General features: G+C 37.6%; 17 protein-coding genes and 1 pseudogene. 13 read left to right on the top strand and 5 right to left on the bottom strand.

The features are described 5' to 3' along the window. The first annotated feature begins 209 nt into the window (after window positions 1-209). From ACE025_RS07920 to ACE025_RS07910, 3 genes are all read left to right on the top strand, one after another. A complete protein-coding gene (locus ACE025_RS07920) occupies window positions 210-842 on the top strand; it encodes a TetR/AcrR family transcriptional regulator (RefSeq protein WP_485939152.1) in 633 nt (210 codons plus the stop codon). Window positions 843-932: 90 nt separating this feature from the next. Next, window positions 933-1,643, top strand: a complete 711-nt coding sequence (locus ACE025_RS07915) for an ABC transporter ATP-binding protein (RefSeq protein WP_485939150.1) — start codon at window positions 933-935, stop codon at window positions 1,641-1,643. A 22-nt stretch (window positions 1,644-1,665) separates the two neighbouring features. Beyond that, window positions 1,666-2,346: a hypothetical protein gene (locus ACE025_RS07910; protein WP_485939148.1), complete on the top strand. Its 681-nt coding sequence runs from the start codon at window positions 1,666-1,668 to the stop codon at window positions 2,344-2,346. 51 nt (window positions 2,347-2,397) lie between these two features. On the opposite strand, the gene ACE025_RS07905 is transcribed toward ACE025_RS07910, so the two are convergent. Continuing rightward, window positions 2,398-2,787: a YbaN family protein gene (locus ACE025_RS07905; RefSeq protein ID WP_485939146.1), complete on the bottom strand. Its 390-nt coding sequence runs from the start codon at window positions 2,785-2,787 to the stop codon at window positions 2,398-2,400. Between the two features lie 572 nt (window positions 2,788-3,359). Here ACE025_RS07905 and ACE025_RS07900 point away from each other — a divergent pair. Further along, a pseudogene (locus tag ACE025_RS07900) lies at window positions 3,360-4,289 on the top strand (2-keto-3-deoxygluconate permease). 53 nt (window positions 4,290-4,342) lie between these two features. On the opposite strand, the gene ACE025_RS07895 reads toward ACE025_RS07900, so the two are convergent. Continuing rightward, the gene (locus ACE025_RS07895) at window positions 4,343-4,774 is read right to left on the bottom strand and encodes a VOC family protein (protein WP_485939144.1); all 432 of its coding nucleotides are present in this window, start codon (window positions 4,772-4,774) and stop codon (window positions 4,343-4,345) included. 352 nt (window positions 4,775-5,126) lie between these two features. Here ACE025_RS07895 and ACE025_RS07890 point away from each other — a divergent pair, with 352 nt between their 5' ends. Beyond that, window positions 5,127-7,025 carry an endonuclease MutS2 gene (locus ACE025_RS07890; protein ID WP_485939142.1) on the top strand — a complete coding sequence of 633 codons (1,899 nt, stop codon included), beginning with the start codon at window positions 5,127-5,129 and terminating at the stop codon, window positions 7,023-7,025. 156 nt (window positions 7,026-7,181) lie between these two features. Here the strand turns inward: ACE025_RS07890 and ACE025_RS07885 are convergent, their stop codons facing one another. Further along, window positions 7,182-8,573, bottom strand: coding sequence for a M24 family metallopeptidase (locus ACE025_RS07885; protein ID WP_485939140.1), 1,392 nt, complete (start codon window positions 8,571-8,573; stop codon window positions 7,182-7,184). Continuing rightward, complete coding sequence (locus tag ACE025_RS07880) at window positions 8,548-9,342, bottom strand: DeoR/GlpR family DNA-binding transcription regulator (RefSeq protein WP_485939139.1); 795 nt, start codon at window positions 9,340-9,342, stop codon at window positions 8,548-8,550. Before ACE025_RS07880 ends, ACE025_RS07885 begins: the two co-directional genes overlap by 26 nt. Window positions 9,343-9,527: 185 nt before the next feature. Here ACE025_RS07880 and yidD point away from each other — a divergent pair, with 185 nt between their 5' ends. From yidD to ACE025_RS07850, 6 genes are read left to right on the top strand one after another with little or no spacing between them, the layout of a single operon-like run. Further along, on the top strand, window positions 9,528-9,779 hold the full coding sequence (yidD, locus tag ACE025_RS07875) for a membrane protein insertion efficiency factor YidD (RefSeq protein WP_485939137.1): 252 nt from the start codon (window positions 9,528-9,530) through the stop codon (window positions 9,777-9,779). Window positions 9,780-9,793: 14 nt separating this feature from the next. Beyond that, the gene (trxA, locus tag ACE025_RS07870; RefSeq protein WP_485939135.1) at window positions 9,794-10,114 is read left to right on the top strand and encodes a thioredoxin; all 321 of its coding nucleotides are present in this window, start codon (window positions 9,794-9,796) and stop codon (window positions 10,112-10,114) included. A gap of 21 nt (window positions 10,115-10,135) precedes the next feature. Then, a complete protein-coding gene (locus ACE025_RS07865; protein ID WP_485939133.1) occupies window positions 10,136-10,441 on the top strand; it encodes a rhodanese-like domain-containing protein in 306 nt (101 codons plus the stop codon). Continuing rightward, complete coding sequence (locus ACE025_RS07860; protein ID WP_485939131.1) at window positions 10,441-12,093, top strand: FAD-dependent oxidoreductase; 1,653 nt, start codon at window positions 10,441-10,443, stop codon at window positions 12,091-12,093. The genes ACE025_RS07865 and ACE025_RS07860 overlap by 1 nt, the downstream gene beginning before the upstream one ends. Then, window positions 12,093-12,389: a rhodanese-like domain-containing protein gene (locus tag ACE025_RS07855; protein ID WP_485939129.1), complete on the top strand. Its 297-nt coding sequence runs from the start codon at window positions 12,093-12,095 to the stop codon at window positions 12,387-12,389. The genes ACE025_RS07860 and ACE025_RS07855 overlap by 1 nt, the downstream gene beginning before the upstream one ends. Next, entirely contained in the window at window positions 12,389-12,649 is a 261-nt protein-coding gene (locus tag ACE025_RS07850; RefSeq protein ID WP_485939127.1) for a metal-sensitive transcriptional regulator, read from the top strand. Before ACE025_RS07855 ends, ACE025_RS07850 begins: the two co-directional genes overlap by 1 nt. Window positions 12,650-12,733: 84 nt before the next feature. Here ACE025_RS07850 and ACE025_RS07845 read toward each other — a convergent pair whose 3' ends face one another. Next, window positions 12,734-13,684, bottom strand: coding sequence for a VOC family protein (locus tag ACE025_RS07845; RefSeq protein WP_485939125.1), 951 nt, complete (start codon window positions 13,682-13,684; stop codon window positions 12,734-12,736). A 42-nt stretch (window positions 13,685-13,726) separates the two neighbouring features. Here ACE025_RS07845 and ACE025_RS07840 point away from each other — a divergent pair, with 42 nt between their 5' ends. Both ACE025_RS07840 and ACE025_RS07835 read left to right on the top strand, forming a co-directional pair. Further along, complete coding sequence (locus ACE025_RS07840) at window positions 13,727-14,314, top strand: alpha/beta hydrolase (protein ID WP_485939123.1); 588 nt, start codon at window positions 13,727-13,729, stop codon at window positions 14,312-14,314. Window positions 14,315-14,574: 260 nt separating this feature from the next. After that, window positions 14,575-15,558 (top strand): sensor domain-containing diguanylate cyclase, encoded by a 984-nt coding sequence (locus tag ACE025_RS07835; RefSeq protein ID WP_485939121.1) that lies wholly within the window; start codon window positions 14,575-14,577, stop codon window positions 15,556-15,558. Window positions 15,559-15,616: the final 58 nt, after the last annotated feature.

The following is a 15,616-nucleotide window of genomic DNA, read 5'->3' as shown; positions in this document are numbered from 1 at the left end:
CTGTACTGTCAATGGCCTAAGTACAAGGGGAAACATCTATATCCGGCGATATATGCTTATTTAATTATTCATATCATAGCAACAAAAAAATATAGGGGCAATGTATGTTAGAAAAAACTTACATAAGAAAAATAAAAATAGTTGACATAAATACCAGTGGTATGTATTATGTATTTACATACCACTGGTATCTAAAACGAGGTGATTTTGTGGCAAGAAATAAGTATCCAGAAGAAACTAGGAAAAAAATTCTGGAAGTAGCAGAAAAGTTATTCTTAGAAAAAGGATATGATGGAACATCGATCCAAGATATCGTTGATGGCTTGGGGAACATGACTAAAGGAGTTATTTATCATCATTTTAAATCGAAGTTTGCTATTTTAGAAACGCTGATGGACGAAACAGGCGAGCAGCCTATGTTGGATGATTTAAAAGGTGATAATGGTTTTGAAAAATTGCAAAATACGTTAAAAGACGCTTTCCATGCTTACCGGCAACAATCAATCGGTTATTCGGCTGCTGTAACTTTACGGAGTCCACGAATATTGGGAGAGCAGTATTTGCAAGTCTTTGAAGAATTGGTTCCAGAAGTAGAAAAAATCGTTCAGGAGGGAATTGATGACGGATCGATCCAAACGGAATATCCAAAAGAAATTTCTGAATTACTGATGTTGACATTGAATTTATGGATCGGATTCCAAATCAGTGTATTATCATTGGAAGAATTAAAACGGAAAACTAAGTTTATCCAGAAGATGTTTGAGGGGTTAGGCGTTCCACTATTGTCAGACGAATTAGTCGAAGATGCTTTCCATTTATTTTCGAAGCTAAAAAAAGAATAGCTTTTGAACAGCTATTTTTTTAAGTTGAAACATACCAGTGGTATCTATAATAAACAACTAGCTATTCCTATAAAAGAGAGGAAGATAGAAATGATGAATGTAGTGGAAGTACAAAATGTAGAGAAGAATTATGGAGCAAAAGAAGTATTGAAAAACCTGAGCCTAAGCGTTCAAAAAGGCGAAATCTACGTGCTGCTTGGAAGAAACGGCGCTGGGAAATCTACTTTATTTAAACTGTTAACAGGACTGTCAAAAGCAACTAATGGAGAAATTAGTATTTTCAATGAAACGAAAGATATTGAAAAAGTGAAAACCAAAATCGGCTCCAATATCAATGAACCTGTTTTTTATGAACATTTGAATGCCGTAGAAAATCTATCCATCCACTGCGATTACATGAAAGCTTCCAAAAATAGAATTCAAGAATGGTTGGAAGTCGTAGGCTTGAGTGGCGATAACGATCGACCGGTCAAGGAATACTCTTTAGGAATGCGCCAACGGTTAGTGTTAGCTCGTTGTTTAGTTCATGACCCTGAGCTGCTGGTGATCGATGAACCATTGAATGGTTTAGATCCTAGAGGAATTAAGCAATTCAGAGAGCTGCTGGAAGAAATTTCATTATTAGGAAAGACGATCATTATGTCGAGTCATATTTTAACGGAAGTCGAATTAGTCGCGACTCGTATCGGCGTGATTTACGACGGACATATGGTATTGAATGACCAAAAAACGGCACTCGTTGCTGCACATCAAGATCAGTTGGAAGACTTTTTGATCAGTAAAATGGAAGGGGAGTATTAATATGAATTTAATCAAACTAGAAATGAAAAAAATAGCTCTCAGCCCTTATTTTTTAGCAGCCATCATTATTCCGATAGCGGCTTTAGCGATGGTAGAGCTGATGGCTTATGCGCCGCAAATAGATCCCAGTTTCTCTGTAGCCGATACTGAAATGATGACCTATGAATTTTTGTATTTCACTTCTTTTATTGTTAATATCGCTGGATTTGCGTGTTTAGGAACTGCGCTGCTAGGAAAAGTAATCATGGAATCTTACAACGACAACTACATTTATTTGACCTTGAGTTATCCAGTATCCAGAAAGAGAATCTTATGGGCAAAAATCATTTTTTGTGTTGTGTTCTCGGGATTAGGCGTTTTTATAGGACTTTTTTTAACCAACGTATTGTTCTTTATTTCTGAATCTATTTTTCCGTTGGTCCAAGATACATTATCCTTTAGTCAACTCATCAACCAGCTTCCGCTCCTATTGATCGCTGCAGTTTTGGTAAGCAGTGTAAGCTTGATTTCTTTAACGATTGGCTGGTGGAAAAAATCATTACCTTTAGCCATCGTAGCCGCAGTTGTATTGTGCAGCATCCTCAGCAACTTAGTGATGGCAGGAGGACAAGGCATTGTGATAGTAACCTCTTTGTTTTTACTGGTAATCAGTCTTCTAGTAACAGTCACCATGACAAGAAAAGTTTCACGATTAGAAGCTTAGTCTATAAAAAACAAGCATCAGACGGATTCAGTCTGATGCTTGTTTTTTTGCTTATAGTCTAAAACAGGATTTTTTTCTGGGCGACTTGGAATAACGGCAAATAAATAAATAAAAAGTGATACCGACTGTCAGAATCGTCAGGCCTACTTTTACTGGGAGTAAAGGTGCGAAATAAATAGAAAAGCTCATCATCAAATAAATGTTGAACAAAATCTTCCATTTGCGCTTTGTAGGGATCATCCGATTTTCCATATAGTCGGCAATATAGATTCGATATAGTCTAGATTGTTTAAGCCAAACGTCAAATCGTTTTGAACTTCTGGCAAAACAGTAAGCACTCAATAATAAAAAGGGTGTGGTAGGTAAAACTGGAAGAATCACCCCGATTGAGCCTAAACCAAAAGATACCAAACCTATCGCTAGTAATAGCATTCGCTTCATTCATTCTACTCCTTCCAAATCAACTCTGGAAAAACTGTCCGATTATAAGCTATGTATTATAGAGTAGTCTTAATGCTCATTTCTGAGCTTAAAGATAGAAAAATAAGAGCTTTTAAGATTGTAATGTATATTTTATCTCTCTAATACAGTGTTATCTTAACACAGGTTACTTTGTGAATAAAGAAACTTATTGTAAGGTAATATCTTTTTAAAATAATATGTCATATAACTTTCATAAAATAAGAGTTTAATCCCTTGAAAATGATTTGAATTAACCGCTAACAAGGAGAAGAAAGGGTGTAATTGCCTTAAACTAAGGAAATCTCCTTGAAAAAATTTGTGAAGTAGCTGACAATAGAAGAAGTATCAAAATGTTATTGCCTAGTTGTGAAGAAACCAGAGCCTCACTAATTGCATTTTACAAACAGCTACAGGAAAATAGACACATTTTGTTTACCGGTTTCTAAAAACGGCCGGATGATTTGTCATCTAATGAACACAAATCATTAGAAGCTGAACAACGGTTGATAGTGTTGTAGAAATTGAAAGTAGGAGAAAAAGTGGTTAAATTTATGAGTAAAATACCAGCAGGGACATTTTTAGTTCCCATGCTGTTAAGCGCGATATTTTATACGATATGGCCGAATTTATTTAGTGGAGTCGGTGGAATCACGGAGGCTTTCCTAGGAGGAAGCGGAACGAGTTTTATAATTGCTATGATTTGCTTTTGTTCTGGAATAGGCATCAATGTTAAAACATGAGGAAAGCTGTTCAAACGTCATGGAGTTTTATTGGTTGTGAAGTTCATTTTAACAGTTGGATTGGGATTATTGTTTATTGCTTTCTTTGGACAAGAGGGTATATTTGGCATTAGTGCTTTAGCTTTTGTGGTCGCTATGTGCAGTATGAACCCGGCTCTTTATGTTTCACTGGCTAACGACTTTGGAGATGATGTCGACAAAGCTGCGATTGGTTTAGTAGGATTGTTTGGAATTCCGGCTGTGCCGATGTTCATTTATGCGATATCTGGTCAAGGTGAGATTGATTGGATGCCGATCATCTCGACGATTTTTCCTCTTATTTTAGGTATGGTATTAGGAAATGCCGATAAAGATTTTTCGAAAATTTTTGGGACTGGGATTACAGTCCTGCTGCCGTTGTTGGGATGGAACATTGGACAAAGAATGAATTTGTTTGAAGGTTTGCAATCAGGTGTCTACGGGATTGTTCTTGTAGCAGCCTTTTATTTATTAATGAGTCCAATCGTTTTAGTCGATCAAAAATTACTTAAAAACGATGGGGTAGCAGCCTTATCGATGAATTCGGCAGCAGGAGTCTCTGCATCGTTTCCAGCGATCATTGCTCAAGCGAATCCCGGAGTAGCACCTTATGTGACAAGCGCAACGACTCAAATCGTTACTTTAGCAATCATTACAATTATCGTGACGCCTATATTGGTCCGTAAATTGTATGGTAAAACTCATTCATTAGAAACTAAATAATGAATCAAGAAAGGAGGATCAATGAAATATCGATTCTCCTTTTTTGCTGTACATTATTCAAACTTCTCTTTTAAAATGTCCATTCGGTCTTCAAAGCTGACTTCATGATGGATTTCGTGCAGCATCCAGACATAACCAAACGGATCTAAGAATTGAGCTTTTGAAATATCAAATTCTTCCATTCGCGTGATGCCTTGAATTTCTGTACAACCATTCTCCATAGCTGATTGGTAGGTTTTTTCAATATCATTTACCATGATGTTGAACCAAAAAGATTGCGGATGTCCTTTTACAGGAGCAACCAAGTAATATTCCGGATTTTCATCCAGCATGTGAAAACGGGTACCGAAAATAGTGAATACCACTTCATTTGCTCCAGGCTTAAAATCAGTTGCTTCCAAACGTTGAACTGGAAAAATCTTCTCATAGAGCTCCAACGCCTGCAAACTATCTTTTACCACAAAATCAAATTCTACAGCGTCCATTGTATACCACCTCTGCTTTTTGTTTTAGTATAGCAGAAACAGTAAAATGAACTCTAATCATAGAACAGAATAAGTTGTTGACATAGCTAGGATAACTTTGTTATATTTTAGGCGAGAATAAATAATACCTAGAAGAATGGGGATTGTTACTGTGAGTGTACCAGGTATCTAATTCATAAGTTGAATAGCTGAATAAACGTAGGTTTATTTAGCATGCTTATAAGTGATACCTGTCGATAAATAGAATTTTTATTTTCTAAGGACGGTAGTATGACTATCGTCTTTTTTTGTATACTCTAGGTTAATAGTTATTTTTGGAGCAGGTATCTCTTCATTTGAAAGGGAGAGAGCTATGAACGAAGAATCATTCACTAAATTACAATTTGATAAAGTACAAAGAGAAGTACAAGCTAGAGCGATTGGAAATTACAGCAAAATTCGTATTGGAGAACTTTCACCACAAACAAACTTGGCCACTGTAACTGTTTGGCAGCAAGAAACACAAGAAGCACGTCTGATTTTGGACAGCAACCAACATGTTCCTTTCATGGGACTGACCAGAATCGATTCTTTAATGAATCAAGTAAAAAAAGGATTAGTGTTGAACGCCTATGATTTGATCGAATACGCAGATTTCTTGAGAAGCAGTCGAATGATCAATACCTTTTTTGAGAAGAATCAATACCAAACGCCTTTATTGTATCAGTATAGTAAAAATCTGCCGAGTTTGATAGAAATCGAAGACGAAATTTATCAAAAAATTCAGCACCATAAAGTATCAGATGCTGCATCAAAGAATTTAAGGAAAATCCGCAAACAAATCCGAGAAACCGAAAAAGAGATACAAGAGAAGTTAACCAAATTTTTGAAGCATCCGAGCAATAAAGACATGATCCAAGATAGAATCATTGTTCAAAAAGATGCTCATTACACGATCCCTATAAAGGCTAGTTATAAGAACAAAGTAATTGGAAATGTTATTGAACAATCCAATAAAGGAACAACAGTCTTTGTAGAACCGATAGCTGCAGCAAAATCAAATGAACAGCTGATTCTTTTAAAAGCAGAAGAAACAGCTGAAGAGTATCAGATTTTAGCGGAGTTAACAGGGTACTTGGCTGAAAAAGAAGCTGCCGTTCAATTTATTATGGAAACCATCACCGCTTTTGATATCATTTTTGCTCGGGCAAAATACAGTCGAGAGTTGAATGGAATCACTCCAGAAGTCAATAAATCAGAAATGATTCATATCAAAAAGGGGATTCATCCATTTTTACCCACTGGAGCTGTTCCCTTGGATTTCATTTTAGGAGAAGAGTGTCGTGGGCTGGTGATCACTGGAGCAAATGCCGGTGGTAAAACGGTCGTATTGAAAACAGTAGGTTTATTGACACTAATGACAATGTTTGGACTTCAAATCCCTGTTCAAGAAGGAACGGCTATTGCGGTCTTTGATGAAGTATTTGTGGACATCGGTGATCAACAAAGTATGGAAAATGCTTTAAGTACTTTTTCAGGTCACATGGACAATATAGCTGCTATCTTGAACAAATCAAAACGCCATACATTAGTCTTGTTAGACGAGATAGGCAGTGGCACCGAGCCTAGTGAAGGTGCAGCTTTAGCGATTGCTATCATGGAAAACTTGTACGCTAAAGGAGCTTTAATTGTGGCGACCACACATTATGGGGAAATCAAGCGATTCGCTGAAGAACATGAAGACTTCACTCCGGCAGCAATGGAATTTGACCGGGAAACATTGACTCCTAAGTTTGTTTTGCACTTAGGAGAGAGTGGGGAAAGCCAAGCTTTATGGATCGCAAAAAAAGTCCACATGTCTCCTGCATTGATCAAGCAGGCAAAAGAGTATATGGGAAATAAAAATTATTCTACTCAGAAGAAAGCATTTGTAAAAAATGAGAATCAGAAACCAATAGACAACGGAAAGAAAGTTACATTCCATAAAGGAGACCGCGTACTGTTAAAAGAAAATCAAAAAAATGGATTGATCTATGAAGATGAAGGATCAGACATTATTGTAGTATATTCCGATGAGGTCTTCTTAGAAGTTTCGAGGAACCGTCTTCAGTTGTTGACCCGTGCTGCAGAACTTTATCCTCAGAACTACGATATAGACAGTCTGTTTACAAATTACCACACACGTAAAACGAAAAGAGATCTAGACCGTGGGTCAAAAAAAGCGCACAAATTGTTAGATAAAGAAATGAGAAATAGAAGAGCAGAGGAATGACTTTTTTGTTAGATACATGTTGACAGCACTAGAATATCGATGGGGACAAGTTTACATGAAAAGAATCATTTTAACTGAAAATAAAGAATTAAAAACGCACATTGAGCAAAGTCTCAATGTGCGTTTTTAGATTTTAAAGGTTTTCTGTTAGCTTGCTTATCCTTCTTTGGTATACGCCAACGTCTTATTCAAGAAAAACGGCGTGTAGAATGCTACCGTGTCACTCAAAGGTAAAACATCATCTGACAAGTCGATCTTGATCACGTTTTTGATGTAATTTCGTCTCGTTTCAATTCGGTTCCATACATCAGGGTAGCTTTCTTTCAATTCGGCTTGCAAAGCTTTATCTGCAATAGCGACAGGTTCTTCACAACTTGCTCCTGAGTAGCCCGAGACACTTGGAATGATGTCTACTTGAAAGAGTTGTCCGCTTTTCACTTCAGCTTTTGAACCTTTAAAAAATGGCGATGACATCCATTCATCGTCTCCTGTATAGTGTCCTGGATTCAGTGTCCACCCGTAAACATCAGAAGGAAGGACTTCTTGGATCATAGAATAAAATTCATCTCCCACAGTGCCGACTTTGATGTTTTCCAACCATGCCGTGTAAGCAGTAAAGTAAGGAATACCGACTTTTTCCAAATAGTCCGATTGATTTTCAGGCAAATCATCTTTAGAAGCTGCCACGAATCCAGCTCGGCTGCTCAATCCGCCTTTGTAGCCGACTGTCATAGAATAATTGTCGCCTAACGAAGCTTTTTTGTCTCTTGGATACAGAGTTGCGTGTGTAAAGCGCTGGCCGGCTGCACTAATAGTGGTTACCGTATTTGGTTGGCCTTCTTGAGCAAGAAAAGCACCGATTTCTTTTTCTGTTTTGCCAACTCCTAAAGCTTGGATTGCTTCGAACATGCCTTTTCCAGCCAAAGTAGCTCCGTACTCAAAATGAGCAATTTCATTGGCGTTATGCGTTGTGCGCAACCCGCCTTCTGGGGAGATAAGAGCTGAAGCAAAGTTTTGTAATTGTTTACGATCCGAAACATATTGGATCAAACTGTCTACAATGTAGAACGGCAAATCGAATAATCCACTATTATCATAGTGGGTAGAAGTAAATAATTTCCATCCAATAACGCCTATGGTTGCATCAGGAGAAATGTGACACTCTTTGAAATGATCCGCAAGAGTTTTTTCGCCAGTCATCGGTTGATTTGGTAAAGAAAAGTAAGGAACATGAACAGCTTTTGCCGGAGTGCGAGAGTGTGAGGCTAATTTCAAGTTTTCGTTCCCTAGCATCAAATAGCTGTCCCCATTGGCGTGGATGACTAAACAAGCTTCTTCAAAACGGGGAATAAACCCGGTAAGGTATTCAAAATTGGCGCCATGCTCGCGGTCGGCGTAAATGATTGCCGTATCGATAGCTTGCTGTTTCATTTTCTCTAAAAAGTTTTTTTTTCGAGCAGTCATTGTCTCATTTGATAAAATGACTGACTCAAGATTTGTGTGGATAGTAGGTAAAGCGACTTCATTTAAGTTGATTGTCATGTTCATTTTCCTCCTGTTTGGTTGATAAAATGGTTGTTAAGGATTCTAATTTTTTAAAAACCGGCTGTTGCGGATTTAGATCCGTCACGATTAGATCAAAATCTTCTGCGTTGCCGATCTTATAAAAATAAGAAAGGTCAAATTTTTTGTGATCAGCGACCAATATTGTTTTCTTCGATTGATCCATTACAGCCTTTTTCGTAAAAGTATCCTCTTCATCCAAAAGAGTGACACCATCGTCTGAACTGATTCCTTCAGCGCCGAGAAAAGCTATATCGAAGTTGAATTGTCTGATGAAAGCAGCTGTTTCCAATCCTAAAAAACCTTTAGACAATTCGCGGTACTTTCCGGGAACAGCGTGCAAATTGATCCCCTCATACTGAGACAAAGAATTTAGGACCAATAACGAATTGGTATAAAACCGGCATCCTTCAATATTAAAAATCTCTCTCGCTACAGCTAAAGCAGTTGTACCTGTTTCGATAAAAACCGTACTTCCAGGCTCAACGAGATTTCTGCAGAACTTGCCGATTTGTTTTTTCTCTTGGACACTGACTTCTTCTTTGATTGAAATGGGGTTTTCGACAGCTTGTTCACCTCGATAAACAGCTCCGCCATGAACGAGTTGAACATTTCCCCATGTGGAGATCTCTTTTAAATCACGGTTGATCGTCATCATTGAGACACTTAGTTCAGCTGCCAATTCAGGTGAAGATACTTCGCCATTCACTTTCAGCAAATCAAAAATCATTTCCTGCCTTTTTAATTGATTCAATAAAACACCTCCAAGAACTTTCTACTTATGTGTATCTTACCATTCCACCAAACTAAATCAACACATAATAACATTTTAATTAAAATTAGTTATTTAGTGTTAAGTGAATAATTGCTTATACAAATTATCCTCTTTACAAATTATACCTGGCGGGGTATTATATAAATACGGCGGGGGGTATAAAAATGAAGAAAGTGATTTTAAAAGGTATTAAGGGATATCAAAAAGGAATCTCTCCTTTATTTCCACCTAATTGCCGCTACTATCCTACTTGTTCACATTATGCTGTTGAAGCAATTGAAAAGCATGGAGCAGCAAAAGGATCTTTGATGGCGACGTCACGCATTTTAAGATGTCATCCTTTTGTAAAAGGCGGTTATGATCCAGTACCGAATACTTTTTCCTTAGAAAGAAACACTACTTTAAAAAACAAATAGAGAGGAAAGATAATATGACAGTAAAAGTAACAGATTCAACTTTAGCTTCAGAGGTACAACAAGGTATCACTTTAGTAGATTTTTGGGCTCCTTGGTGCGGTCCTTGTAAAATGTTGGGGCCAGTATTAGAACAATTAGAAGAAGAGTTTTCACCTGAAATCAAAATTGCGAAATTAAACATAGATGAAAACAATGAGGTTGCTGGTCAATTAGGAATCATGAGTATTCCGACAATGGTTTTATACAAAGATGGTCAACCGATCGAAAAAATCATCGGGTATCAACCAAAGGAAGTGTTACACGAGTATTTAGCAGAAAAATTAACATCAAACTAAACAAAAACTAGGAGGAAAGACATGTTTTTCAAAAAAACACCTACTATTTCGACAAACGATTTAGAAAATAAAATGGCAGAGAAACCGCAAATCATAGATGTGAGAGAGCCGCATGAATTTAGAAGTGGACATATTCCAGGAGCTAAAAATGTTCCTTTAGGAAAAGTCACTCAATATACCCCATCTGGTAAAACATATGTTGTTTGCCAATCTGGAATGAGAAGCAAACAAGCGACAAAAATCTTATTCAAACAAGGTCACGATGTCGTCAATGTGCGCGGAGGCATGATGTCATGGACTGGTGCCAAAAGAGGAGGAAAAAATTAATGAGAATTGTTATCATTGGTGGTGTAGCGGGAGGCATGTCTGCCGCTACACGTTTAAGACGTTTGAATGAAAAGGCTGAAATCATTGTATTGGAAAAAGGACCTTATGTGTCATTTGCTAATTGTGGTTTGCCTTATTATGTGTCAGGCGAGATTGAAGAGCGCAGTGACTTATTGGTACAAACGCCAGAGTCCTTGCAGGCTCGTTTTGAATTAGATGTGCGGCCAAATAGTGAAGCTAAAGCTATAAACGCTGAGCAAAAAGAAGTAACCGTCCGCACTGCAGAAAAAGAGTACACATTGTCTTATGATAAGTTGATCCTTTCGCCAGGAGCAAAACCGTTTGTTCCTTCTACAAAAGGATTAGAAGAAGCGGAGAATGTATTTACGGTCCGTTCAGTTCCTGATGTAGATGCTATTTCAACCTTCATTGAGAAAGAAAAACCTAAAAAAGCTGTCGTCATTGGCGCTGGTTTTATTGGGTTGGAGATGGCTGAAAGTCTTGTTCATCGCGGATTGGAAGTAACGATCATCGAAAAAGCACCGCATGTGTTGCCGCCTTTAGATGAAGAAATGGCAGCATATGTCACTAAAGAATTGACAGCAAACGGGGTCAAACTGTATACAGGACAGGCAGCAGACTCATTTGAGAAAAAAGGGGAAGTAGTGGTATTGGAAAATGGAGAACGGTTGGAAAGTGATATCACTCTGATGTCCGTAGGAGTTAAACCAGAGACTTCATTAGCACAAACTGCCTCTATTAAAACCGGCATACGCGGTGGTATACTAGTCAATGAACAGTATGAAACCAGTCAAAAAGATATTTATGCTGTTGGTGATGCGATTGTTGTCAAACAGCAGATCAATGGAGAAGACACGATGATCGCTTTAGCGTCGCCAGCTAATCGTCAAGGACGTCAAGTAGCTGATGTCATCAGCGGAATAGACCATAAGAATAAAGGCAGTATTGGGACTGCGATCGTACGAGTGTTCAACCTTGCAGCTGCATCTACAGGGCTGAGCGAACGGCAGCTGCAACAAGCAGATGAACTCTATGAAAGCATTCATATTCAAGGGAAAAGCCATGCAGGTTATTATCCAAATGCAAAAACCATTGTGTTAAAATTGTTGTTCCATCCCACATCAGGTAAAATCTACGGTGCGCAAGCTATTGGAGAAGATGGGGTAGACAAACGTATTGATATCATTGCAACAGCAATCAAAGGCGGGATGACTGTGGAAGATCTGCCTGAATTAGAGTTTACGTATGCTCCTCCATTTGGCTCTGCAAAAGATCCGGTCAATATGGCTGGCTATGCAGCGTTGAATATTATTGAAGGAATCAGTGAATCGGTCCAATGGCATGAATTGGAAGATAAACAAGCTGCGGGTCACCAATTATTGGATGTTCGGAACGCAAAAGAAGTGGAAATGAATGGGCGCTTAAAAGGGTCGATAAATATTCCATTGGACAATTTGCGAGACCGTATGAAAGAACTACCTAAAGACCAACCACTCATCGTCAGCTGTCACAGTGGGTTGCGCAGTTACGTGGCAGAACGAATCTTGAAACAAAATGGCTATCAAGTGAAAAATTTAGATGGAGCGTTTGCTCTATACTCAACAGTAAAACCAGAAAAGGTGGAAAAATAATGTATAACTCAATATCAATGCCGGAATTTGAACAAAAGTGGAAAAAAGAAAAGCTCTCTTTAGTAGATGTTAGAGAAGTGAATGAATGGGAAAATGGTCATGTGGATGGAGCTGTTCATGTACCTTTAAGCGACCTTTCAGCTGCAAAAAACAAATTGGATAAAAGCCAAGATTATTATGTAATGTGTCATTCAGGAGCTCGTTCTGCAATGGCATGCCAAGAGTTGTCAAAAGAGGGCTACAAAGTAACGAATGTCATGGGAGGTATTTCTGCCTGGAGAGGGGAAGTCGTTTAATGGAATACAACAAAAAAATCGTGAACCGCTTGAAACGTTCTGATGGTCAGTTGCACGGAGTACTGAACATGATGGAAGAAGAGAAAGACTGTGCAGATATCGTGACACAATTGTCAGCCGTTCGCTCTAGTATTGATCGTGCGATTAGTTTGATCGTTGCTGAAAACTTGGTTGAATGTGTGCAAGAAAGCATCAAAGAAGGCAGTACGGGAGAAGAAAGTATCCAACAAGCAATCCAGTTATTGATGAAGAGCAGATAGACAGATTGCTTGTTACTATTGAATAAAATCCTTATCAGAAAAACTGCCATCCAGAAATCTTAGGATGGCAGTTTTTGTATCAATTTAGGAATAAAGTCTGGATTCAATAGACTCTCTTTTTTGCTCTAAGAAAGTTGGCAAGTAGAGAGGTATAGATTTGAAATCAGTTGATTCAATGGTTTCTTTTGTAAAAGAAGTTTCTTCAGTAGCAACTTCAAACAAAAGTTGGTTTGGTTCTCTAAAGTAAAGCGAGTTGAAAAATTCGCGGTATTTCACACCAGAATAGTTGAAATTACGTTCGAGCACCTTTTGTTCGATTTCTTGTAACTCTAAAAGATTCCTTACGGATAAGGCCACATGATGAGTGCTTCCGATGCCTTGGACTTCGAGCGGATTTTTCTTATCTTCAATGATATGGAGCTCTTGATGAAATAAAGATCCTTCTTTAGATAAAACTATTGTTGACCAATCCCCTTTCTGAAGTTGTTTAGTAACCATCAAACCAAACATTTCTTGCAGATTTTTAGCTGTTGCAAGAGCATAGCGAACACGTAAATGGATTGAATCAATTCCTAGAACGGCATTTTCAAGAGAAATTTCTGCAGTTTCTCTAGGAAAGGTATCGTTTAGTGTGTCTTGAATGGGGACCATCCCTAGTTGAACACCATCAAAATCTTCAAAGCGAAGGATTTTTGAATCGTTATAATCTTCAATTTCACAATTGAATAAGCCATTTTCATTTAGTCGTTTTTCCCAAAAATAAAGAGCATCAATACTTGGAACAGCGAATATTGTTCGTTCAATGGTATTTGTTCCGAATTTTTTATTTGCGCCATCCCTCATTTGGAAAACAGTAAATTCTGTTCCTGGACGTCCTTTAGTATCTCCGAAAAATACGTGGTACATTTCTACATCATCTTGATTAACAGTTTTTAAAATCAGGTCTAAACCAAGCAGTTCGTTGTAAAAGCGAAATGATTGTTGAATGTCTCGATTAATGACTGAGACGTGATGTATAATTGAGTGGTTCAACATAAATGATGACACATCCTTTTAAATGATTGGAGAGATCTTCTTATGGATTATATTAACATACCAGGTTCTGCAAATAAATTTTTCGTTTTATTCCATGGCACCGGCGGAAACGAATACAGCTTGCTCTCTATAGTGGGAGATATTGATCCAACTGCTTCTGTAATTAGTTTTTTAGGAAATGTCGGTTCGGGTTCTAATCGAAGATTTTTTGCGCCGCTTCAAGATGGGCAATTAGAACGAGAAGATTTTGATCACAGAGTGGACCAATTTTTAACTTTATGGGATGAACTTAAGCCGATAAATGCTAAAGTAACTTTTGTGGGCTATTCAAATGGCGCCAATTTTGTGTTGGGACTATTGGGAAAGGCGGCAGATATAGCAGATAATATCGTATTGATGCATCCTTCAAATTTAGGATATACATTTGAAAATACCTCTAAAAGTCGAATACTGATTACTACTGGAGCAATAGACACCCTTTCACTTCCTAGCGACGTACTTCAGCTGTCTAAACAGCTATCTGAATATTTCCCAACAACCAAATTGGAATTACTAGATGGCGGACATGAGGTGGAAAACGAAGAAGTTGCTAAAATCATAAGTTTTTTAAATTATGATGTGCCAGAATAATCGTAATTTTCCCCCACTATAAGCTTACATTATTTTGATTTAGACAAAATAATGTAAGTTTTTTTGAATAGTGAATTTAATATATAGGAGAGATATAATTTTAATCCCTTTAGACCAAAAGTTCTTTTAATAACGTTGAAATGTTACCGATATATGAACAAAAAATGATATTTCCTTGAGGCTGTTGAACGAAGCAATAGAATAGCTTACACTAGGTAAGACAGAGTTTAGAATGAATGAGATTCTAAAGGAGGCTTACAATGCAAGATTATAAAGAACAAACGAAAGAAGAGCTCCTGGTAAAAATAGAAGCTTTAAATCGCTTGAATAAAGAGTTATTGAAAACCTTCCAAGAAACAGAACGACTTGAGTTTGGGTGGTCAGGAAATTTAGGCCAATGGTTTTGGGACTTTACAACTAATGAAGTGACTTTTAATTCCTTGAAAGCTGAAGCTATTGGTTATATGAAAGAAGACTTGCCAGAGAAAGTACCGTATGAATTTTTTACAGATAAAGTTCATCCTGACGATAAAGATATGGTCATGAACCTTATGATGGATCATCTTTATGGCAAAATTCCAGTATGGGAAGTAAAATACCGTATCCAAGCAAAAGACGGTTCGTGGAAAGTCTATCAGGATCGTGGAAAAGTTACAGAACGTACGGAAGATGGGAAGCCGTTATTTCTTAAAGGAATCGTTTTTGATGTTACGGAAGAGGAAAAAGAACGTGAAGATTTGATGGTCAAAAACAAAACGTTGAAAAATCAAATGAAACAAGATGTGATCACTTCTTTATACAACCGTTCGGCTATTTTATTGGAATTTGCCAAGTACGCCAACAGAGCTAAAAAACAGGATCAACCGTTGTCTATGATCGTTATGAACATTGACAAGTATCCATTATTGGAGGAAGAATACGGGATAATACTCAGCGAAGAAGTCCTGAAAGAAACCGGTAAAATTATTAAGACAGCTATCCAAGATAAATACTCTGCAGGACGATACAGAGAAGCTGTATTCTTGATATTATTAGAAAATACAGATACAGAAGAAGCTTACGATCTTGCTGAAACGATCAGACAAATGGTCTCAGATACATTTTTTGCCATTCCAAGACGAATCAGTGTAAGTTCCGGAGTTTCTTTATACAAATCAACTGAAACTGTCAGTGAATTTATTCAAAAAACGACTCAAAAATTGTATGCTGCTCAAACAAATGGCGGAAACCAAACCATTTTATAAAATGTATTGTACATAAAAAGATCTGCTAAAGACCAATCAAGCGATTGTCTTCAGCAGA

The organism is Desemzia sp. AGC72 (assembly GCF_057334175.1).
Note: the sequence above shows the minus strand (reverse complement) of the source record. Positions and strands in the feature narration are given on the sequence as shown.